The organism is Algorimicrobium bowmanii (assembly GCF_054031195.1).
Window position 1 is genome coordinate 2,234,735 of sequence record NZ_CM132929.1, and the last position, 19,977, is coordinate 2,254,711.

General features: G+C 33.0%; 24 protein-coding genes and 1 tRNA gene. 16 read left to right on the top strand and 9 right to left on the bottom strand.

Annotated elements, in window-relative coordinates:
- Positions 1-24: 24 nt before the first annotated feature.
- Positions 25-264 carry a DUF7218 family protein gene (locus tag ACW5R3_RS09900; protein WP_456576856.1) on the bottom strand — a complete coding sequence of 80 codons (240 nt, stop codon included), beginning with the start codon at positions 262-264 and terminating at the stop codon, positions 25-27.
- A gap of 200 nt (positions 265-464) precedes the next feature.
- On the opposite strand from ACW5R3_RS09900, the gene ACW5R3_RS09905 reads away from it, so the two are divergent.
- Entirely contained in the window at positions 465-650 is a 186-nt protein-coding gene (locus tag ACW5R3_RS09905) for a CsbD family protein (protein ID WP_456576857.1), read from the top strand.
- A gap of 57 nt (positions 651-707) precedes the next feature.
- Here the strand turns inward: ACW5R3_RS09905 and ACW5R3_RS09910 are convergent, their stop codons facing one another.
- The 6 genes from ACW5R3_RS09910 to ACW5R3_RS09935 all read right to left on the bottom strand — a co-directional run bounded on the left by ACW5R3_RS09910 (position 708) and on the right by ACW5R3_RS09935 (position 3,987).
- Positions 708-1,616, bottom strand: a complete 909-nt coding sequence (locus ACW5R3_RS09910) for a YihY/virulence factor BrkB family protein (RefSeq protein WP_456576858.1) — start codon at positions 1,614-1,616, stop codon at positions 708-710.
- Positions 1,617-1,735: 119 nt separating this feature from the next.
- Positions 1,736-2,272, bottom strand: coding sequence for a lipid-binding SYLF domain-containing protein (locus ACW5R3_RS09915; RefSeq protein WP_456576859.1), 537 nt, complete (start codon positions 2,270-2,272; stop codon positions 1,736-1,738).
- A gap of 153 nt (positions 2,273-2,425) precedes the next feature.
- Positions 2,426-2,629 carry a DUF6327 family protein gene (locus ACW5R3_RS09920; RefSeq protein WP_456576860.1) on the bottom strand — a complete coding sequence of 68 codons (204 nt, stop codon included), beginning with the start codon at positions 2,627-2,629 and terminating at the stop codon, positions 2,426-2,428.
- Positions 2,629-2,979: a phage holin family protein gene (locus ACW5R3_RS09925; RefSeq protein WP_456576861.1), complete on the bottom strand. Its 351-nt coding sequence runs from the start codon at positions 2,977-2,979 to the stop codon at positions 2,629-2,631. The genes ACW5R3_RS09920 and ACW5R3_RS09925 overlap by 1 nt, the downstream gene beginning before the upstream one ends.
- A 4-nt stretch (positions 2,980-2,983) precedes the next feature.
- Positions 2,984-3,313, bottom strand: coding sequence for a YtxH domain-containing protein (locus ACW5R3_RS09930; protein WP_456576862.1), 330 nt, complete (start codon positions 3,311-3,313; stop codon positions 2,984-2,986).
- 245 nt (positions 3,314-3,558) lie between these two features.
- On the bottom strand, positions 3,559-3,987 hold the full coding sequence (locus tag ACW5R3_RS09935; RefSeq protein ID WP_456576863.1) for an FKBP-type peptidyl-prolyl cis-trans isomerase: 429 nt from the start codon (positions 3,985-3,987) through the stop codon (positions 3,559-3,561).
- A gap of 200 nt (positions 3,988-4,187) precedes the next feature.
- On the opposite strand from ACW5R3_RS09935, the gene ACW5R3_RS09940 reads away from it, so the two are divergent.
- Complete coding sequence (locus tag ACW5R3_RS09940) at positions 4,188-5,333, top strand: BamA/TamA family outer membrane protein (RefSeq protein WP_456576864.1); 1,146 nt, start codon at positions 4,188-4,190, stop codon at positions 5,331-5,333.
- Positions 5,334-5,379: 46 nt separating this feature from the next.
- Here ACW5R3_RS09940 and ACW5R3_RS09945 read toward each other — a convergent pair.
- Positions 5,380-5,454 (bottom strand) — tRNA-Pro (locus ACW5R3_RS09945).
- 113 nt (positions 5,455-5,567) lie between these two features.
- Between ACW5R3_RS09945 and ACW5R3_RS09950 the strand changes: the two genes are divergently transcribed.
- From ACW5R3_RS09950 to ACW5R3_RS10015, 14 genes are all read left to right on the top strand, one after another.
- Positions 5,568-6,677: a PQQ-dependent sugar dehydrogenase gene (locus ACW5R3_RS09950; protein ID WP_456576865.1), complete on the top strand. Its 1,110-nt coding sequence runs from the start codon at positions 5,568-5,570 to the stop codon at positions 6,675-6,677.
- A gap of 89 nt (positions 6,678-6,766) precedes the next feature.
- Complete coding sequence (udk, locus tag ACW5R3_RS09955; protein ID WP_456576866.1) at positions 6,767-7,375, top strand: uridine kinase; 609 nt, start codon at positions 6,767-6,769, stop codon at positions 7,373-7,375.
- Positions 7,375-7,701: an FtsB family cell division protein gene (locus ACW5R3_RS09960; RefSeq protein ID WP_456576867.1), complete on the top strand. Its 327-nt coding sequence runs from the start codon at positions 7,375-7,377 to the stop codon at positions 7,699-7,701. The genes udk and ACW5R3_RS09960 overlap by 1 nt, the downstream gene beginning before the upstream one ends.
- Positions 7,694-9,058 (top strand): methylmalonyl-CoA mutase subunit beta, encoded by a 1,365-nt coding sequence (locus tag ACW5R3_RS09965; protein ID WP_456576868.1) that lies wholly within the window; start codon positions 7,694-7,696, stop codon positions 9,056-9,058. The genes ACW5R3_RS09960 and ACW5R3_RS09965 overlap by 8 nt, the downstream gene beginning before the upstream one ends.
- A 5-nt stretch (positions 9,059-9,063) precedes the next feature.
- The gene (locus tag ACW5R3_RS09970) at positions 9,064-9,681 is read left to right on the top strand and encodes a hypothetical protein (RefSeq protein WP_456576869.1); all 618 of its coding nucleotides are present in this window, start codon (positions 9,064-9,066) and stop codon (positions 9,679-9,681) included.
- A gap of 43 nt (positions 9,682-9,724) precedes the next feature.
- The gene (scpA, locus tag ACW5R3_RS09975; RefSeq protein ID WP_456576870.1) at positions 9,725-11,851 is read left to right on the top strand and encodes a methylmalonyl-CoA mutase; all 2,127 of its coding nucleotides are present in this window, start codon (positions 9,725-9,727) and stop codon (positions 11,849-11,851) included.
- A 78-nt stretch (positions 11,852-11,929) separates the two neighbouring features.
- A complete protein-coding gene (locus ACW5R3_RS09980) occupies positions 11,930-12,997 on the top strand; it encodes a hypothetical protein (RefSeq protein WP_456576871.1) in 1,068 nt (355 codons plus the stop codon).
- A gap of 388 nt (positions 12,998-13,385) precedes the next feature.
- Positions 13,386-14,150: a ParA family protein gene (locus tag ACW5R3_RS09985; protein WP_456576872.1), complete on the top strand. Its 765-nt coding sequence runs from the start codon at positions 13,386-13,388 to the stop codon at positions 14,148-14,150.
- 3 nt (positions 14,151-14,153) lie between these two features.
- Positions 14,154-15,056 (top strand): ParB/RepB/Spo0J family partition protein, encoded by a 903-nt coding sequence (locus tag ACW5R3_RS09990; protein WP_456576873.1) that lies wholly within the window; start codon positions 14,154-14,156, stop codon positions 15,054-15,056.
- Positions 15,046-15,648, top strand: a complete 603-nt coding sequence (locus tag ACW5R3_RS09995; RefSeq protein ID WP_456576874.1) for a DUF5683 domain-containing protein — start codon at positions 15,046-15,048, stop codon at positions 15,646-15,648. The genes ACW5R3_RS09990 and ACW5R3_RS09995 overlap by 11 nt, the downstream gene beginning before the upstream one ends.
- Before the next feature lie 2 nt (positions 15,649-15,650).
- Entirely contained in the window at positions 15,651-16,352 is a 702-nt protein-coding gene (dapB, locus tag ACW5R3_RS10000) for a 4-hydroxy-tetrahydrodipicolinate reductase (protein WP_456576875.1), read from the top strand.
- Positions 16,353-16,416: 64 nt separating this feature from the next.
- Complete coding sequence (gene lepB / locus ACW5R3_RS10005) at positions 16,417-18,012, top strand: signal peptidase I (protein WP_456576876.1); 1,596 nt, start codon at positions 16,417-16,419, stop codon at positions 18,010-18,012.
- 18 nt (positions 18,013-18,030) lie between these two features.
- Complete coding sequence (locus ACW5R3_RS10010; RefSeq protein ID WP_456576877.1) at positions 18,031-18,651, top strand: WbqC family protein; 621 nt, start codon at positions 18,031-18,033, stop codon at positions 18,649-18,651.
- Complete coding sequence (locus tag ACW5R3_RS10015; protein ID WP_456576878.1) at positions 18,651-18,959, top strand: DUF6122 family protein; 309 nt, start codon at positions 18,651-18,653, stop codon at positions 18,957-18,959. The genes ACW5R3_RS10010 and ACW5R3_RS10015 overlap by 1 nt, the downstream gene beginning before the upstream one ends.
- On the opposite strand, the gene ACW5R3_RS10020 is transcribed toward ACW5R3_RS10015, so the two are convergent.
- Entirely contained in the window at positions 18,951-19,973 is a 1,023-nt protein-coding gene (locus ACW5R3_RS10020) for an endonuclease/exonuclease/phosphatase family protein (RefSeq protein WP_456576879.1), read from the bottom strand. The genes ACW5R3_RS10015 and ACW5R3_RS10020 overlap by 9 nt on opposite strands.
- Positions 19,974-19,977 lie beyond the last annotated feature (4 nt).

The following is a 19,977-nucleotide window of genomic DNA, read 5'->3' on the forward strand; positions in this document are numbered from 1 at the left end:
ATTTTGTTTAGTTTAAAGTAGTTTTTAATTAGTTCTTAAAGCGTTAATTAGTTCAGATTTATCCATCATTGAACGTCCTTCAATATCAACATTTTGGGCTTGCTCATATAATTCTGCTTTTGTCCATTCTTCGTAAGGCTTAGCATGACCTCCTTTAGTTCCTGAATTAGGTGAATTAGCAATTCGTGCCGATTTTTCTTTACTATAGCCTTTATCTCTTAAAGCCTCGTACTGATCTTCATTTTTAATACTTGATTTACTCATAATTCACATGTTTAATGTTAGTAACAAGATCAATTATTTCATTCAATCTAGTTAATCCTATCCGAAAAAATATGACTGTCATAAAATCGATACAGTATTTTGAATTGCACACATTTTTTATTGTATAGCGTTCATTTTCAAGAATAAATATTAATAATTTTACAGTATTAAAGTTAAAATATTAATTTAAAAAAATAATTATGAATAAAGATCAATTAGAAGGAAAATGGAAACAAGTTAAAGGCGATTTTAAACAAAAATACGGTGAACTTACTGATGACGATGTAACATACGCTGAAGGTAAGTTTGATGAAATGGTTGGGCGTATTCAAGAAAAAACAGGAAAAACACGCGAAGACATTGAAAAAGAAATAAAAGAATGGTAGTTTAATTCCCCAATTAGCAACTATTAAAACACTCCTATTTTTTAGGAGTGTTTTTTTTTATTCCAAATCGGTGCTAGATTTACTAGAGCTTGGCTGAATACCTAAACCATAACGTTCGGAAAACACCCAAGTAAACTGAGCGCCGAAAAACAAAATTAAACAAGAATAAGACACCCAAAGTAAGATTAACACAATGGTTCCGGCAGCACCATAAGTAGATCCTGGATTAGCCTGACCAAAATACAACCCTAATAAAAACTTACCTAAAACAAATAATACTGCGGTTATAAAAGCACCAATCCAAACGGTTTTCCACCTAATCTGTGCATCGGGAAGAAATTTAAATATAAGCGCAAAAAGTAAGGTAATTACTCCAACCGATATTAAAAAATCGAATAAAAAGGCTATGTAAACTACCAATTCAGGAAAGAGACTTTGAATGAAATCGTTTAAAACCGAAATAGCAGCTGTCACCAAAAAACTAACTAGCATTAAAAATCCAATTGCTAAAATAAATGCAAAACTACGCGCTCTATCCAATAGCATTTTTCCGAAACTCATATTGTTTTCCGAGTCTATTTGCCAAATCTGATTGAGTGATAGCTGTAAATGATAAAAAACTCCAGTAGCACCAAAAATTAATGTTCCAACACCTAAAATGGTTGCCAATGTACTTTTCTCGCTATTTTGTGTTTCCACCATCATACTCTGAATGGAGTCTGCTGCATTACTTCCTAACGCACTAGAAATCTCATTTGTTAACTGTCCCTGAACAATTTCAACACCCCAAAAGTAACCAACCAAATTTATAATAATAACCAGCAAACCTGGTAAGGATAAAACGGCATAATAAGCCACAACAGCACTTAATCGAAATGGATTATTTGCTTCCCATGCCTTATACGTATCTCGTATTAAAGTTGGAAGATCTTTTAATTTAAAACTATGGGAATTAATAGAAGTCATGGATATAGATATTAGTTGAGTGGTTCATAATAAAGTAACATTTAGATCAACTTACTTGAAATTATTAGCAAAAAAAAGGTTGACATATAGCCAACCTTGTAAATTTAGAAAGCTATTAGTTACATTTTAAATGGGCTATAACTAAATTTTTGACCTCCAACAGATGCATCAGCCATAAGTCCTTTTTTAGGCATTGTAAAAACAGCTACACCATCGGAATAATTTGCATTTTTAGAAGCTCCTTGATCTACTGCAACTGCAGAAGCCTCGGCTGAAAACTCAAAATCACCTTCTTTAAACTTCTCCAAAGCAGTTTCCGTTTCAAAAAATATAACCTCAGTAATTGCCTGACCTCCGGCTTTAAGTCCAACGCTAATTTCTTTTAAATCTGCCATACCTATCGGGTTTCCCTTATCGTAAACAACACCATTTCCACTAGCGCCACCGATAATTAAACCACCTTTCCCAACATTAGGAAAAATAACATATCCTGCCGAATTATTAAAAAACTTCTCAAAACCAGCATCTCTTTCAATAAGTGCTGTTTTTGCTTTTTTAGCATCTGCCATTATTTTTTTGTCTTTGTCGTTTTGTGCTATAGCGCCTACCGATATAAAAAGAAGGCACATAGCCATTATTGTTTTTAATTTTTTCATAATTATTGTTTTTTTTTGATTCAATCAAATTTACCGCCAAACATTAAAAAAAAATGCCTCGAAACATAAAATCATTAGCGCTAAAGCTATAATCTACATTAGAAAGCAAAAAAAGCCCATGTTAAATACATGGGCTTAGTAAATTTATGTACGCTATCTAAACAAGCGTTTCAGAAGGTAGTAAAAACCATATTTACTTCCTACGTTTAATAGGGTTCCTACCCAATTTACAGGCTTTAACTCAGCCTTAAACTCCGTTTTAAGAAGTTTCATTTCTTCAAAAGCAATTTTACGTTCTAAATCTAAACGTTTTAAATCGGTTTCTATTTCGGAAAAAGATTGGTACGGTTTCTTCATTATGAATCAAAAAATTTAGAAGACAAACTTGATATAATTTTACTATTTATTAAGTGGCGTTTTAAATAAATAATCCATGTGGAAATTAAAAACACAGCGGCTACAATTAAATACCCTAAAGCTAAACTGTTTAACCACTCCCCTAATGCTAATGCAACAGCAAAAGCAAGAAAAAACATACCTATAGCTAACAAACCTCCTACTATTAACACCTTAGCGACTAAACTTATGGAAGCTGTTAACTGTTGAAAAACTTTGAGTTTGAAGTATTCATGTGACTTTTTAACATAGGTTTCTCCTGCGTCAGAAAACTTCCCCGTTGTATCATTAATGGATTCAAAAATATTCATGCAATTATGCTTTTTGGAACTTTTTATTTTTAGCCTTTAATTCGCTTAATTTTTTTTCTAAACTTGTAATTACATCTTCTGTTTTATGACTCACATCATCAACAATAGATTCTAACTGTTCATCAAAATTCTCTTTTTTATTTGAAACAGTATCAGCCATTTGCTGTTTTAAGTTTTGAGCTTCATCTTGAATTTTATGACGCGCTTGCTCTGCTTCGTTTACAAGTCGCTTTCTAGTATTCACCCCTTTATCAGGTGCAAATAAAATACCTAATGTCACTCCTATTGCTGTTCCTGTTAAAATACCTAATATAGCACTACTCTCTTTACTCATGTCTTCTCTGTTTTTAAAAAATTATTACGCGTCTCTGTAAACACCCATATATTTTATATAAATAAATCGTGTTTTGAAATTAAATTTAAGAAATTTCAAGAACTTCTACTAGCTATTTGACTTGTTTTATAATTTAATTACAAAGACTTAAAAAAATAATATCATAATTTAGGAATACAGTAATTTTTAAACATAAAAAAAGCTTGAGCGAACCCAAGCTTTTTATAATGATTATAAGGCTAAATTTATTTAATAGCCACTAACTCTAAATCGAAAGTTAAATCTTGACCTGCAAGTGGGTGATTCCCATCTACAATAATATGATCATCGTTAACAGCAGCAACACGAAATTGGTGTTCTGTACCATCTGGATTTTTAGAAGCTAAGCCCATTCCAACTTCTGGCTTAATATCTTGAGGTAACTGATCTTTTTTCACTTCATGAAATAATTCTTTCTGAACATCACCGTAAGCCTCAGCTTTGTCGATAACAACCGTTTTCTTGTCGTTAACCTTCATTTCTAAAACGGCTTTTTCAAAACCAGGAATTAACATACCTTGACCTAAAGTAAATTCTAATGGCTCCCTATCTGCAGAACTATCAAAAACTTGACCACTACTTAATTTTCCTGTATAATGAACTTGAACAGTATCATTTTCTTTTACATGACTCATAAAAAATATTTTTAATTTAATTTTGCGCAAAACTAACAATTATTAGTCGGAATACCATAGGGAGTTAGGCTCTTATTAAAACATTAACGTTTAAATTATTAGATAAAAAATTGAAAATTTTAAAATTCAAAAGTTCTAATAAAAAAATAACACCTAAATTAACGGACTTAAACTCTTAAATTAGGCATTACCAGTAACAAATGAAAAAAATTATACACACACTTATTATTATCTGTTTATGCTTTGCACAACAAAGTAGTTTTTCTCAAACTAATAAAAAGAGTGCCCTTCGAGACTCTCTAGATAACAAACTAGATTTTAGCGATTTTCTGTTAAACCCTAAAGGTTTCATTCCTTTAATCCAACCCATTACGGAACCTGCTTTAGGGAATATAGGAGGCGTTATTTCACCCATATTTATCAGCCCCAATAAACATCAGACTCCAGGTAAATACACACCACCAAATATAACATCGGTTTTTGGCGGATACACTGCTAATAACACTTGGATGGTTGGTGCCTTTAGAACAGCCTCACTTCCACAGTACGGCATAAAATATCAAGCTATGATGGCTTATGCATCCGTTAACATGGATTTTTACAGAACCATTCCGCTTTTAGGTGAAAAAAAGTTTGCTTTTAATTTTAAATCGCTTCCTATTGTGCTATCGGTTATGAAAGAAATTAAAAACTCAGGGCTTTTTGTTGGTGTTGAATATTTATTTTTAAAAAATGAAATTACACCCGAATTTGAATTTACTAATCTGCCAGATTTTGTTGATGAAAAATCTTTAAAAAGCAATTTAAGTAGTCCCGGAATTGTAATAGAATTTGATAACAGAGATAATATTTTCACACCAGATAATGGCTTTCTTGTAAATGCCACTTATCATTTTAACGCAGATTGGACAGGTAGTGATTATAATTTTGGAAATTTAGAGTTATCAGCACAATATTTCCATCAATTTATTCCTCAATTAGTTAGTGGCTTTCGTTGGGCTTCAGAATTTCAGTTTAACGACTCGCCTTTTTATACGGAACCATATATTAACTTACGCGGCGTCCCTAAAATGCGCTATCAAGGTCGCTCTACACACCTTGTGGAAACCGAACAACGCTATGATTTTACAACACGTTGGAGTTTGGTGGGGTTTGGCGGACTAGCCAAAGCGGTTAAAGAAGATGAACAATTTTCAGATTCCGATGTGATTTATAATTATGGAACTGGCTTTAGATATTTAATAGCTAGAAAATTTAAAATACGAATGGGTATTGATGTAGCTTGGTCTAACAACGATTTTGGATATTACATTATTTTAGGCTGCTCGTGGAACAATAGAAAATAATAGGCATAAAAAAAGCCTAAAATCAAAAGATTTTAGGCTTAATATGTCGGGGTGGCAGGATTCGAACCTGCGACCTCCGCGTCCCAAACGCGGCGCGATAACCGGGCTACGCTACACCCCGAGTGGTTATCTTTTCTGTTTTGAATATTTCCAAAACCGAGGTGCAAATATATAGCTTTTCTTTATAACCATGCAACATTTTTTTCTTATTTTTAAACAGATATCCTATACACCATGAAATCATACACTTACATCCTTATTTTTATTAGTTTGACAAGTATTTTGGCATGTGGTCAAAATCAAAAACAAACAAAAAAAGCGTATAAATATGATATTATCGTACCTAATTTAGAGATTCCATGGGGTTTTACTTTCCTTCCCGACAACACCATGCTGATAACTGAAAAAAAAGGACAGCTACTACATTTTAAAAACGGTGAAAAAATTGAAATTTCTGGCTTTCCTAAAGTATATACTAATGAACAAGGTGGTCTGATGGATATCATACTTCACCCCGATTATATAAATAACGGCTGGATTTACACATCTTTCGCGTCAACTGAAGGACCTCAAAATGGAGGCCACACAGCTATTTCGAGATTTAAAATTAAAGAAAATACTGTAATCAATTTTCAACTTTTATACAAAGCCTCCCCCAATACTAGGGCAGGTCAGCATTTTGGTTCAAGGTTGGCATTTGACAAAAAAAACTTCTTGTATTTCAGCATAGGGGACCGATATGAAAGAGATAAAAACCCTCAAGATATTACAAGAGATGGTGGTAAAATTTACCGATTAAATGATGATGGAAGCATACCGGAAACAAATCCTTTTTTTAAAACAAGAAATGCCAAAACAGCTATTTATTCCTATGGGCATCGTAATCCGCAAGGCCTTGCTCTACATCCAAATACAAATGCAATATGGAGTCACGAGCACGGACCTAAAGGAGGCGATGAATTAAATATTATTAACGCTGGAGCCAATTATGGTTGGCCGAAAGTTACATTTGGTAAAAATTATTCAGGTAGCATCATTAGCAACCAAACAACCATGGATGGTGTAACAAACCCGATACATTATTGGGATCCTTCCATTGCGCCTAGTGGTATGACATTCGTGACTTCCGATAAATACCCAGAATGGCATGGTAATATTCTTATAGGTTCATTAAAATTTCAATATTTAAACAACTGTTATTTAGACGATAAGACTATAATTAAAGAAGAACGCCTATTAGAAGGAATAGGTCGGGTGCGTTCTGTTATACAAGCCCCTGATGGATATATATATGTAGGTGTTGAAAATTTGGGCATTGTTAAAATTGTCCCAGAAAATCAATAAAAACCTAAGAGTACTATAACTTTAAATAATTCAACCGATAAATTCCATAGTAAATAACTAAATTTGTAGCCATAACTAAATTAATATACATGCTTATTATTGGTATAGCCGGTGGTACTGGCTGTGGGAAAACCACCGTTGTAAATCAAATTTTAGATCAGCTTCCTGAAGGAGAAGTTGGTGTTTTATCTCAAGATTCATATTATAAAGACACAACTCATTTATCTTTTGATGAACGCGTTAAAATAAATTTTGATCATCCAAGATCTATTGATTTTGAACTTATTGAGGAACACTTAAAAGAATTAAAAAAAGGAAATGATATCCATCAGCCTGTTTATTCTTTTATAAAACATAACAGAACCGGAGACACTATTTTAACACACCCAAGAAAAGTTATGATAGTTGAAGGTATTTTAATTTTAACCAATCCCGAATTACGAGAAATGTTTGATATTAAAATATTTGTTCACGCCGATAGTGACGAACGCCTTATCCGTCGTTTAAAACGCGATATTACCGAACGTGGCCGTGATTTAGACGAAGTACTGAGTCGCTACCAAAACACGTTAAAACCTATGCATCAGCAATTCATAGACCCTATGAAAGAATTTGCTGACATTATTATCCCGAATAACAAGTACAATACAGTAGCTGTAGATATCGTTAAAACCATAATCAATCAACGTTTAGCATAATGCCTAAGTTTAATCGCAAATATTTAAAACCTTTCAAAAATATTTTTATATTAATATTTGTGGTATTTACGGTATGGATGCTCTTTTTCGACTCCAATTCGTATTTAATTCATCGTGAGTTAAATGCAGATATTGAAGCCTTAGAAATGGAAAAAGATTATTATAAGAAAGAAATTCTAAAAGATCAAAAAGCCATCAAGGAATTAAACAATGAATACGGTGTTGAAAAATTGGCTCGGGAAAAGTACTATATGAAGAAAGAAAATGAAGAAATCTTTATAATTGAATATGAAGATAGTATTCCAAAAGAACATAAAAATGACTAAAAAGCTATTTAATGAGTTTCCAGAAGTTTCCGCCAAAGAATGGAAACATAAAATTCAAGCCGATTTAAAAGGTGCTGATTATAATGACACCCTTATCTGGCAAAGCAATGAAGGAATTAACGTTAAACCTTTTTACCATCAGGAAACATTAAAAGGTAGTCCTACTAATTGCCCAACAACGTCTTGGAATATATGTCAAACTATTTTTGTCCAACAACTAGATGTTGCTAATAACATTGCCCTATCTGCCATTAAAAATGGTGCGCAAAGCATTAAGTTTATCATACCTAATGATACAATAGCAATACAAGAACTTCTGGAGAATATTGATTTAAACGCAACAAACGTACTTGTTGAATTACAATTTCTATCTGAAAGTTATGTTGAAAATATTACCGACTCTAATAACATTAAAAACATAACTATTTTAAATGATATTATAGGCAATTTAGCACGTAGCGGAAATTGGTATACAAATCTAGAAGCTGACAATAAGTCTTTTATTAGCATTGCTAAACTTACAAAAACGGTTAGTATTGACACAACTTTATATCAAAATGCTGGAGCTAATATTGTTCAACAACTAGCTTACGCTCTAGCTCATTTAAGTGAGTATTTAAATATTTTAAATGATAAACTTACTCAAAAAGAAAAGGACGTATTCACCCCTGTATTTGAAATTGCAATAGGATCTAATTACTTTTTTGAAATTGCTAAAATTCGTGCTTTACGCATCCTTTATCAAGCACTAGCTGCCGATTTCGGCTTTAATACGTCCTGTCACGTATTTGCACTACCAACCAAGCGTAATAAAACAATTTACGACTACAACACCAATATGTTGCGTACAACTACCGAATGTATGAGTGCCATTTTAGGAGGCGCAAATACCATTTCAAACATGCCTTACGACGCCCTATATCATAAAAATAATGAATTTGGAGATCGTATTGCCCGCAATCAATTGCTTGTCCTAAAAAACGAAAGCTATTTTGATCAGGTTAAAAACCCAGCTGATGGAACTTATTACATAGAGTCTCTAACAAATCAGTTGGCTGAAAAAGCTCTTGAATTATTTAAAGATATTGAAGCCCAAGGCGGTTTTTTAAAGCAACTAAAAGAAGGGATTATTCAAAGAAAAATAAAAGAAAGTGCTACTAAGGAACAAGATCAGTTTGACTCTGGAGAAATAACCTTATTAGGCACCAATAAACACCCTAATAAAGCCGATAAAATGGCTAATGAATTAGAGCTGTTTCCCTTTGTTAAAACCCACTCAAGAAAAACACTTTTAGAACCAATAATAGAAAAACGACTTGCTGAAAACGTTGAGCAAGAACGCTTAAAATTAGAATAATTATTATGAAACTCTTTTCAAAGCTTACAATCGGCTTATTGGTTTTGGTACTTGTTAGCTGCAACACAAACGAGCCTTTACCTATTTCAAGTTACAAATTCGCCAATGAAACACAGGTAATTACTTGTAGCGATTTAAACAACAACCTTTTTAACGAAGCATTATACACTTTTGAAAACGACATATATAGTTACTACAGAAGTGGCAATTCAACATTAAAAGGCGCTTACTCCTTGTTTTTAAGGGAAGTTAATAGAAAAGAAATATCCTATCAAGATATTACTTCCCCACATGCTCTTAAGGTTTTAGAAGCCTTAAAATTGGAACCAAACTTATGGGATAGTAACAATCAAAGTTTTAACTATAACGCACCTGTTTTTAAATGTGTTATGGAAAATTTTCCAACACAATCGCTTGTTAAAACAATAAATTCATTAACGGTAACCAATAGTGTTCGTCCTGATATTTTAGCACCACCTTTTCAAAAATATATCAAGAACGCCGATAAGGATAAATATTTTGCCTTGTTTATAGCATTCAATATGTATTATGAACAAATTCAAGATATAGACCCTGCTTTAGTTACAGAAAAACCAATAATTGTAAACACATCAAAGCAGTAATACGCAGCTTTTTTTTGTAACAATTATCTAAAAATCAATATTTATGAATCGTAAAGATATTCAACATATTCAATTAGGTGAAGCTTCAAATAACGTTGAACCCAACAATCAGGACACCTTTTTATCTGCTGAAGATATTCCGGTAAAATCTATTTACACAAAAAGCGATATTGCTAATCTTGAACATCTAAATTTTGTTGCTGGAATACCTCCTAATTTACGAGGTCCTTACAGTACGATGTATGTAAGAAGACCATGGACTATTAGACAATATGCCGGGTTTTCTACTGCCGAAGATAGTAATGCATTCTATAAGCGCAACTTAGCAGCAGGGCAAAAAGGATTATCTGTTGCTTTTGATTTAGCTACACACAGAGGTTATGATTCAGACCACGAACGTGTTGTAGGTGATGTTGGAAAAGCTGGAGTAGCTATCGATTCTGTAGAGGACATGAAAATTTTATTTGATGAAATTCCATTAGATAAGATGAGTGTTTCTATGACCATGAATGGTGCAGTTCTTCCAATAATGGCCTTTTATATTGTTGCTGCCGAAGAACAAGGTGTAAAACCCGAATTATTAGCAGGTACCATACAGAATGATATTTTAAAAGAATTTATGGTTAGGAATACTTACATCTACCCCCCTACACCATCTATGAAAATTATCTCTGATATATTTGAATACACAAGTAAATACATGCCTAAATTTAATAGCATTAGTATTTCTGGTTATCACATGCAGGAAGCAGGAGCTACCTGCGACATAGAACTTGCCTATACTCTAGCTGACGGATTAGAATACGTAAAAAAAGGCTTAGAAGCCGGTATGGATATAGATACTTTTGCACCGCGTTTATCTTTTTTCTGGGCTATTGGTATGAATCATTTTATGGAAATTGCTAAAATGCGTGCAGCACGTATGCTTTGGGCTAAACTCATAAAACCATTTAATCCTAAAAATGAAAAGTCGCTAGCTTTACGTACGCATTGTCAAACTTCAGGATGGAGTCTTACTGAACAAGACCCTTTTAATAATGTAGCGCGTACTTGTATTGAAGCTTCAGCTGCTGCTTTTGGCGGCACCCAAAGTTTACACACAAATGCCTTAGATGAAGCCATAGCGTTACCAACCGATTTTTCTGCTAGAATAGCTAGAAACACTCAAATATACCTGCAAGAAGAAACTCAAATAACCAAAACAGTAGATCCTTGGGCTGGAAGTTACTATGTTGAAAAACTAACACATGATATTGCTGAAAAGGCTTGGAAACTTATTGAAGAAGTAGACGAGTTAGGCGGAATGACCAAAGCTATAGAAGCTGGAATTCCGAAACTTCGTATTGAAGAAGCTGCTGCTCGTAAGCAAGCCCGAATAGATTCTGGCCAAGATATAATTGTTGGTGTTAACAAATACCGACTAGCTGAAGAAGCTCCAATAACCACCTTAGAAGTAGATAATCAAACCGTTAGAAGATCTCAAATTCAGCGTTTAGATAAAATTAAAGCAGAAAGAGATACCGAACAAGTAAATCAAGCTCTTGAAAAATTAACAATAGCTGCAAAAACAAATTCAGAAAATTTATTAGCTTTAGCCGTTGATGCAGCACGCAAACGTGCTACTTTAGGTGAAATTAGTGATGCTTTGGAAGTTGCATTTGGCCGTTACAAAGCTCAAATAAAATCTTTTTCAGGTGTGTACAGTAAGGAAATAAAAAATGATGCGTCTTTTAGTAAAGCAAAAGCTTTAGCTGATAAATTTGCAGAACAAGAAGGTAGGAGACCTAGAATAATGATTGCTAAAATGGGGCAAGATGGTCATGATCGTGGCGCTAAAGTGGTTGCCACAGGATATGCCGATGTTGGTTTTGACGTTGATATTGGACCGCTTTTTCAAACACCGCAAGAAGCAGCTAAACAAGCCGTTGAGAACGACGTTCACATATTAGGAGTTTCATCGTTAGCAGCAGGGCATAAAACATTAGTTCCTCAAGTTATAGAAGCATTAAAAGCCTATGGCCGCGAAGATATTATGGTTATTGTAGGTGGTGTTATCCCTAAACAAGATTACCCATACTTGTTTGACGCAGGTGCTGTTGCTGTATTCGGACCAGGAACAAAAATTAGTGATGCAGCAATTAAAATTTTAGATATATTAATAATTGAATAATAAAAAATGAGCCAGAAATCCCTTACAGTTTTACTTTTGCTATTTGTTAGCACAATGTTTTCTCAAAACTTCAAAACCATGGAATTAAACAAAGCTGATGGTACAACCAAAACAGCTTTGGGTAAATTGGAATACAATTCCAACAATTATATTATTGGTGTTACAACCCAATCGGAAGTAGATGGCAGTACAACTACAGAAGATGTAAGAAATATCAACTATGTAATTTTAGATGATGTAAAATATACAATTCAAGCTTACAACAGGCAGAACATATTTTTTGAAGAATTAATCTCTGGAGATTTAACACTTTACAAAGGTGGTAACGATTACTTTTTAATTAAAGACGAGTTTGAAGTAAGAAAAGTACCTTATAAAGACTACAACACAATAGACAATACTTTAGATTATGGTATTATTAGCGTGTACATAAACAAATGCCAATCAACTCAAGACATGGCATATGCCAATAAAGACATGATTACACCTAGTGTACTTGAACAACTTGTTTTAAGTTATAATGACTGTAATAAATCTGAGAATATCATCATCCCTAAACAAGCAGTTGAAGATTCTAAAGTACAAAGCGATAAAATTGCATTTGGTATATCTTTAGGTTACGCATTTATGACTACTGATTTTGAAAAATTTGTAAGTAACTCAAGTACAGGTATTAACACACCTTCAGTTGGTGCAAAATTATATGTATTTACAAACCCTAACGATAGTGGTATCTTTTTCGACTTAGCTTTTGATTATTTTTTCCCTAAAGATCAACAAGTATCAGACATTATATTCAATGAAACAGGGTACTACTCTGCTTTGGTTGGTATAAACTATATGTTTCGTTTAGAAAACAAAACGTTTTCGCCATTTATTGGTGCTAAAGGAGGTCTTATAGTTAACAACATGTCTTCTGTAACAGACAAGCAACCTTCCCATGATTTAAATTACGATGCAAATAGTTTACTTTCTTATAATTTTACAGTTGGTAGTTTTATTAATGTTTTCAACCAAAATATAGAAGCTGCTTTTATTTACCAACCAAAAATGAAATTTGAAGTAGATAATTCGTCAGTATCAGCACAAAATAACCAAAGTTACGATGTATCAAGCTTACAATTTAAATTAACATACTGCTTCTAAGCAATAGTTAAACCTTACCTTTTTCAATAAAATAACTAGCTTCTAATTCAAGCAAAACACTGAATTAGAAGCTAGTTATTTCTTTTTTACACTATCTACTTATTAGATGCCTGAAACCTAATAAAAACTACAACAGAACCCTCACATACAGCCTCATAACTATAAATAGGACACTAAAAACCCCATTCAGAAAGCATACTTATTTTCAAGATTTATCACCCAATAAAGACTTTAAAAAAAATAACGAATTAAATTTTCCATAGTTAAACACCTATTGCACATTAGCTACACAAGATAAACAAGGAAATATTTAAGCTTTGTTAACAACTTCCATTTTCTAAAACCGCAAATAATTGTATTTTTACGCGTAATTAAATCAAACTAATTAATGGGCAAAATAATAGCAATAGCTAATCAAAAAGGCGGTGTTGGAAAAACAACAACATCTGTAAATTTAGCTGCTTCCCTAGGTGTGCTTGAAAAAAAAGTATTACTTATAGATGCTGATCCACAGGCAAATGCTACATCGGGATTAGGAATTGATGTTGAAACTGTGGAGATTGGAACCTACCAGTTACTTGAACATACAAATATTGCTAAAGAAGCAGTACAAAAAACCGAAACGCCTAATTTAGATATAATTCCTGCTCATATAGATCTTGTTGCTATAGAAATTGAGTTAGTAGATAAAGATCAACGCGAGTATATGCTGAAAAAAGCATTAGGTGATATTGTTGATGATTACGACTATATTTTAATAGACTGTGCTCCATCTCTAGGCTTATTAACATTAAATGCGTTAACAGCTGCTCATGCAGTTATTATTCCTATTCAGTGTGAATATTTTGCTTTAGAAGGCTTAGGAAAACTTTTAAACACAATAAAAAGTGTTCAAAAGATTCATAATTCAGATTTAGATATTGAAGGGCTATTGTTAACCATGTATGACTCTAGATTGCGTTTATCTAACCAAGTTGTAGAAGAAGTGCAAAAGCATTTTAACGATATGGTTTTTCAAACAATTATTCAACGTAACGTTCGTTTAAGTGAAGCACCTAGTTATGGTGAAAGCATTATTAATTACGATGCAAGCAGTAAAGGTGCCTCTAATTACTTAAGTTTGGCAAAAGAAATTATTAATAAAAACTCCTAAAACATGGCGAAGGCGACGAAGAAACAAGCTTTAGGCAGAGGTTTATCCGCATTATTAAAAGACCCATCGAACGATATAAACTCTAGTCAGGACAAAAATGCCGATCAAGTTATTGGTAATATTGTTGAATTAGATATTGATACCATTGAAATTAACCCGTTTCAACCGCGTACTAATTTTAATGAAGAAACATTAAGAGAACTCGCTACATCTATTAAAGAATTAGGTGTTATACAACCTATAACAGTTAGAAAATTAGAGTTCAATAAATTTCAATTAGTATCTGGAGAACGCCGTTTTCGTGCCTCGAAATTATTAGGCTTAGAAACAATACCGGCTTACATACGTATTGCTAACGACCAAGAATCGTTAGAAATGGCCTTGGTTGAAAATATTCAACGTCAAGATTTAGATCCTATTGAAATAGCGCTTTCCTATCAACGATTAATTGATGAAATTAACCTAACTCAAGAACAAATGAGTGATCGTGTAGGAAAAAAACGATCTACAATAGCCAACTATTTACGCTTATTAAAGTTAGACCCTATTATCCAAACGGGTATGCGAGATGGCTTTATATCCATGGGGCATGGTCGTGCTATTATTACAATTGAAGATCAAAGTGTTCAACTAGACATTTACGAAAAAATTATTACAAACAGGTTGTCTGTTAGAGATACAGAAACTCTTGTACGTGAATTTCAAACAGGTAAACCCGCAAAAAAAGCTAAAGAAAAAGAAACGGTTCCAACTTATGTAAAAGAAGGCATCAATGAATTTTCTAATTACTTTGGGCATAAAATAAATGTAAAAGTAGCTAAAAATGGTAAAGGAAATATTTCGATTCCCTTTCATTCTGAAGAAGACTTTAATCGCATTATAAAATTAGTAAAAGGTGCTAAATAAATATGCCATAGCAATACTTGTTATTTTAGCTTTTTGCTCCAACTCCTGGGCGCAAGAGGAAGAAAACTCCAAAGATAAAAAAGAAGTACTTACCGAAGATTCTGAAAATTTACAAGTAACATCAACAGCAGTAATTACAGATCCTATAGATCCATTATCACCAGCAAGAGCTGCATTTTACTCAGCTGTACTGCCAGGGTTAGGACATGCACATTTAGGTGAATATTGGAAAATACCTATTATTTACGCAGGGTTAGGAACCGGTATTTATTTCTATTTAGACAATAACAAAGAATACAACCGATATAGAGACGCCTATAAAAGACGATTGGCTGGTTTTACAGACGATGAATTTTATAACACAATTACAGACGATGGTTTAAGAGAAGCTCAAAAAACACTTAGTCGTAATCGTGAAATATCATTATTGGTTACGGTTGGTATTTACGCACTAAATATAATATGGGCTAATGTTGATGCTCACCTCTTGCAATACAACGTGGATGATAACTTATCCTTCAAACCGCATTATAAAATTAATGAATTTGACTATAAAGGAGATCTAGGAATCACTATTAACTATAAATTTTAAGCATGAAAATCGCTCTTTTAGGATATGGAAGAATGGGCCAAACTATTGAAAAAATAGCACTTGAACGTGGCCATGAAATTGTTATAAAAACAAATGACGAAGCAGGATACGATATTACTGAAGCTGATGTAGCTATAGATTTTAGTGTTCCAACTGCTGCATTTTTCAATATTGTAAAATGTATCAAACATGGTGTTCCGGTTATATCTGGAACTACAGGTTGGTTAGAAAATTACGAGAAAGCTAAAGCCATCTGCGAAGAAGAAAAAGGCGCCTTTATTTATGCTTCTAACTTCAGTTTAGGAGTAAATATATTCTTCGAACTCAACAAACAATTAGCTAAAATGATGGCTAATTTAGATGCTTACAACGTATCTATGGAAGAAATTCACCATACTAAAAAATTAGATGCTCCTAGCGGCACAGCTATTACACTTGCCGAATCCATAATTGCAGAACACCCTAACTATAGCGATTGGAATTTAGTATCAAATAAAGAAAACAGTATCCCTATTACTGCTAAACGTGTTGAAGATGTACCCGGAACGCATACTGTTTCATACAACAGCCCAACCGACACAATAAATATTGAACACATAGCGCATAACCGAGAAGGTTTTGCACTAGGTGCCGTTGTAGCAGCCGAATGGCTCAAAGATAAAACCGGTATCTTTTCAATGAAAGATGTGTTAAACATAGGTTAAAAACTGTAATGAGCGTAACATAGCATTGCTGTTACCTACAAATTAAAAGACAAAACAAAATTATATGGCATTATCAAATTGGCTTATAGTAATCCTAATCATTCAAGTTATTCATGGATTAGGAACTTGGAAATTATATATTAAAGCAAATAGGCAAGCTTGGGAGGCTTTTGTTCCTGTATACAACGCTGTGGTATTAATGAAAATAATAAACCGTCCCTGGTATTGGACAATTTTATTATTTCTTCCTATTGTAAACTTAATTATGTTCCCTGTTGTTTGGGTTGAAACAGCCAGAAGTTTTGGCAAAAACACGCCAACAGATACATTTCTAGCATTATTTTCATTAGGTTTTTATAATTACTATCTAAACTATGCAACTGATGTTAACTATATAAGCGAACGTAGTTTACAACCAAGAACACCTTTAGGAGACTGGGTAAGTTCAATTCTTTTTGCTATTGTTGCTGCCACTGTTGTGCACACTTATATTATACAACCTTACACCATTCCTACTTCTTCTCTTGAAAAATCCCTTTTGGTGGGCGATTTCCTGTTTGTAAGTAAATTTCATTATGGCGCACGTGTTCCAATGTCTACTATTGCAGCACCTATGGTACATGATACGATACCTGTAATAAACACAAAATCATACTTATATGATGATAATGTTGAAAATAGAAACACATCTTTCATTAATAAGCTATCTCTACCCTATTTAAGAATTCCAGGATTTCAAGATATAGCACAAAATGATATCGTGGTTTTTAATTGGCCAGTAGATACTTTATACAACATGTATAAAACTGCCGATAGAAATTATTATAAACCTATTGATAAGAAAACTAATTACGTAAAACGTGCAGTAGGCTTACCTGGAGATTCGTTAGAAGTTAGAAATGGCTTTGTTTATATTAATGGAAAACAAAACGAGTTACCAGACAGAGCGGAGCTACAATTTTCTTATAAAGTAGAAACTAAAAACGGTCCATTTAACAACTATATCTTATCTAGCCGTTATAACATTACAGATTTCCCTCAGTACAACCAGGATTACTCAATGAGTTATTTCCCAGGTATATCTGATAAAAACTTAGAGAAATTTAAAAATCACCCTAATGTTAAAAGTGTAGAGCGTTTGAACAGAGAATCTGGCGAACGTGAAGCTAGTGTATTTCCTCATGACCCAAATTATAATTGGAATAACGATTGGTTTGGTCCGCTATATATCCCTAAAGCAGGTACTACAGTGGCACTAAACTTAGAGGTTTTACCATTATACAAACGCGCTATTACGGAATATGAGAATAACACCTTACAAGTTAAAGGCAATCAAATTTATATTAATAACGAACTAGCTACAAGCTATACATTTCAAAAAGACTACTATTGGCTTATGGGTGACAACCGTCATAACTCACTAGACGCTAGATCATGGGGCTTTGTACCATTTGATCACGTAGTAGGGAAACCAATATTCATTTGGATGAGTTACAATGGAAATGGTCAAGGAATTAAAGAAAAAATACGTTGGGAACGCCTCTTTACTACTGTAAATGGTAGCGGAGAACCGGTATCTTATTTTATTCCGTTTTTGATACTATTAGCTGCATGGTTTGGATTTAGTAAATGGCGAAAGCATAAAAAAGAAAATGTCTAAGAAATAGGTCTCGTTTTTATGAAAATTATTATCCATCCAACTTACTTTCCAAGTATTGCACATTTTGTTGCTATTGCACAGGCAAAGACAGTTTGTTTTGAAATGGCGGATAATTTTCAAAAACAAACCTATAGAAACCGTAGCTATATTTATGGAGCTAATGGTAAGTTGTTGCTAAACATACCTGTAATCCATAGTCAGAAAAACAGACAACTTTACAAAGATGTTTCTCCGTTCAATACTGAAGATTGGCAACGAAATCATTGGAAATCATTAGAGTCTGCTTATAAAACATCCCCTTTTTTTGAGTTTTATGAAGATGATTTAAAGCCACTTTTTGAAAAACCAGCAACCAATTTAATGGCTTTTAATCTAGCTTGTTTTCAGGCTATATGCGAGTGTATTCAAATAGACCCTGAAGTTACAGAAACTACAATTTATAATAAGGACACCGAAAACTTTATAGATCTGCGCTATTTAGCAAAAGCTAAGGGAGAAATTGCGCCAATGCTTGAACCCTACACACAGGTATTCACAACCAAACATGGCTATATAAATAACCTCAGTATATTAGACTTACTTTTTAACGAAGGCCCCAATACCTTACAGTATTTAGAATCTCAAAAAGTATTCTGGTAATGTTACAAACTTTAGTACATTACAACATACATTTCCTTGTACCATTAATTGTAGCGCTTTCTTTCTATAAAAAACACTGGTTGAAAGCCTATTTAATAATGGTATCCACCATGCTTATAGATTTAGATCACCTGTTGGCTAATCCTATTTTTGCTCCTAATAGGTGTAGTATCAACTTTCATCCCCTACATAGTTACTGGGCTATAGCTTTGTATGTTTTATTGCTGATACCTAAAAAGACAAGACTCGTAGCTATAGGGTTAATTATACATATAATTGCAGATACAGCCGATTGTGCTTTAATGTAACTTTAGTGTAGCTTGTATGGGATAATGATCCGAATATTTGTCATCAATAGTTTTAAAATCGGTAACTTCAAATGAAGGATCGCTTAGTATAAAATCTATTCGTATTGGAAAAAATTTAAAATCATAAGTTCTTCCAAAACCATTTCCAGCTTCTTTAAAGGTATCTATTAAATCACCTTTTAATTCTTTATAAACATAAGAAAATGCAGTATTATTAAAGTCTCCCATTATAATCATCTTATGAGGACAAGCTTCTTTGTGTTTTAGAAATAGTTCGGTTTGAAATTGTTGTTTAACAAATGTACGTTCAATTTTCTTCAATAAACGTTCAGAATCCTCTTGGTTTAACTTATCAATATTTGTGTCTATTTTCAAAGACTGTAAATGAACATTATATATACGGATGGTATCTTCTGCTTTTAAAATATCAATAAAAATTGCATTATTATCACTTGCAGGAAACTCTATTGACCCCGAGTTAACTATTGGGTATTGTGATAAGATTGCTTGGCCAGACTTTATCTTTTTACCTGATAATTTTTCAAATTTATATTTAAAAAAGGACAAATCAATATCTGAATTATGCTGATACTCCTGCATTGAAAGTATATCTGGAGCTTTCTGTTTAATAAAACTTACCATTTTGGATTGTAAATCGTTTTCTGGTATCCAATCGTATAAATTAAACAAACGCACATTATAATTCATAACCTTTAATTGGTGCTCATGAACCTGATCATCCTCAGATGAAAACTTATACAACGAACCAAAACTAAAATAGCCAATTATTAAAACCACTAAGGATAAAATTAACTGCTTTTTGAGCTTTATAAGCCAATACAAAAAGAATATAACGTTTAGTAAAATTAAAAAAGGAACACCTAAACTCAATACAGAAAGCAAAGCAAAGGCATTTGGAGGTACAAACGGTAAGAGATAAGATAACAATAGCACAAAAGCTAATAGACCATTTAAAAGGTATATAAATTTATCTATTAACTTTAAGTTTTTCATATAT

Bases quoted from the DNA above. Each gene is read 5' to 3' on its own strand.
- ACW5R3_RS10020 (WP_456576879.1), bottom strand. From the start codon at position 19,973: ATGAAAAACTTAAAGTTAATAGATAAATTTATATACCTTTTAAATGGT.
- ACW5R3_RS09985 (WP_456576872.1), top strand. From the start codon at position 13,386: ATGGGCAAAATAATAGCAATAGCTAATCAAAAAGGCGGTGTTGGAAAA.
- ACW5R3_RS09920 (WP_456576860.1), bottom strand. From the start codon at position 2,629: ATGAAGAAACCGTACCAATCTTTTTCCGAAATAGAAACCGATTTAAAA.
- ACW5R3_RS10015 (WP_456576878.1), top strand. From the start codon at position 18,651: ATGTTACAAACTTTAGTACATTACAACATACATTTCCTTGTACCATTA.
- dapB (WP_456576875.1), top strand. From the start codon at position 15,651: ATGAAAATCGCTCTTTTAGGATATGGAAGAATGGGCCAAACTATTGAA.
- ACW5R3_RS09980 (WP_456576871.1), top strand. From the start codon at position 11,930: ATGGAATTAAACAAAGCTGATGGTACAACCAAAACAGCTTTGGGTAAA.
- ACW5R3_RS09950 (WP_456576865.1), top strand. From the start codon at position 5,568: ATGAAATCATACACTTACATCCTTATTTTTATTAGTTTGACAAGTATT.
- ACW5R3_RS09935 (WP_456576863.1), bottom strand. From the start codon at position 3,987: ATGAGTCATGTAAAAGAAAATGATACTGTTCAAGTTCATTATACAGGA.
- ACW5R3_RS09905 (WP_456576857.1), top strand. From the start codon at position 465: ATGAATAAAGATCAATTAGAAGGAAAATGGAAACAAGTTAAAGGCGAT.
- ACW5R3_RS09930 (WP_456576862.1), bottom strand. From the start codon at position 3,313: ATGAGTAAAGAGAGTAGTGCTATATTAGGTATTTTAACAGGAACAGCA.
- scpA (WP_456576870.1), top strand. From the start codon at position 9,725: ATGAATCGTAAAGATATTCAACATATTCAATTAGGTGAAGCTTCAAAT.
- ACW5R3_RS09925 (WP_456576861.1), bottom strand. From the start codon at position 2,979: ATGAATATTTTTGAATCCATTAATGATACAACGGGGAAGTTTTCTGAC.
- ACW5R3_RS09990 (WP_456576873.1), top strand. From the start codon at position 14,154: ATGGCGAAGGCGACGAAGAAACAAGCTTTAGGCAGAGGTTTATCCGCA.
- ACW5R3_RS09965 (WP_456576868.1), top strand. From the start codon at position 7,694: ATGACTAAAAAGCTATTTAATGAGTTTCCAGAAGTTTCCGCCAAAGAA.
- ACW5R3_RS09940 (WP_456576864.1), top strand. From the start codon at position 4,188: ATGAAAAAAATTATACACACACTTATTATTATCTGTTTATGCTTTGCA.
- ACW5R3_RS09910 (WP_456576858.1), bottom strand. From the start codon at position 1,616: ATGACTTCTATTAATTCCCATAGTTTTAAATTAAAAGATCTTCCAACT.
- udk (WP_456576866.1), top strand. From the start codon at position 6,767: ATGCTTATTATTGGTATAGCCGGTGGTACTGGCTGTGGGAAAACCACC.
- ACW5R3_RS09915 (WP_456576859.1), bottom strand. From the start codon at position 2,272: ATGAAAAAATTAAAAACAATAATGGCTATGTGCCTTCTTTTTATATCG.
- ACW5R3_RS09970 (WP_456576869.1), top strand. From the start codon at position 9,064: ATGAAACTCTTTTCAAAGCTTACAATCGGCTTATTGGTTTTGGTACTT.
- lepB (WP_456576876.1), top strand. From the start codon at position 16,417: ATGGCATTATCAAATTGGCTTATAGTAATCCTAATCATTCAAGTTATT.
- ACW5R3_RS09960 (WP_456576867.1), top strand. From the start codon at position 7,375: ATGCCTAAGTTTAATCGCAAATATTTAAAACCTTTCAAAAATATTTTT.
- ACW5R3_RS09900 (WP_456576856.1), bottom strand. From the start codon at position 264: ATGAGTAAATCAAGTATTAAAAATGAAGATCAGTACGAGGCTTTAAGA.
- ACW5R3_RS10010 (WP_456576877.1), top strand. From the start codon at position 18,031: ATGAAAATTATTATCCATCCAACTTACTTTCCAAGTATTGCACATTTT.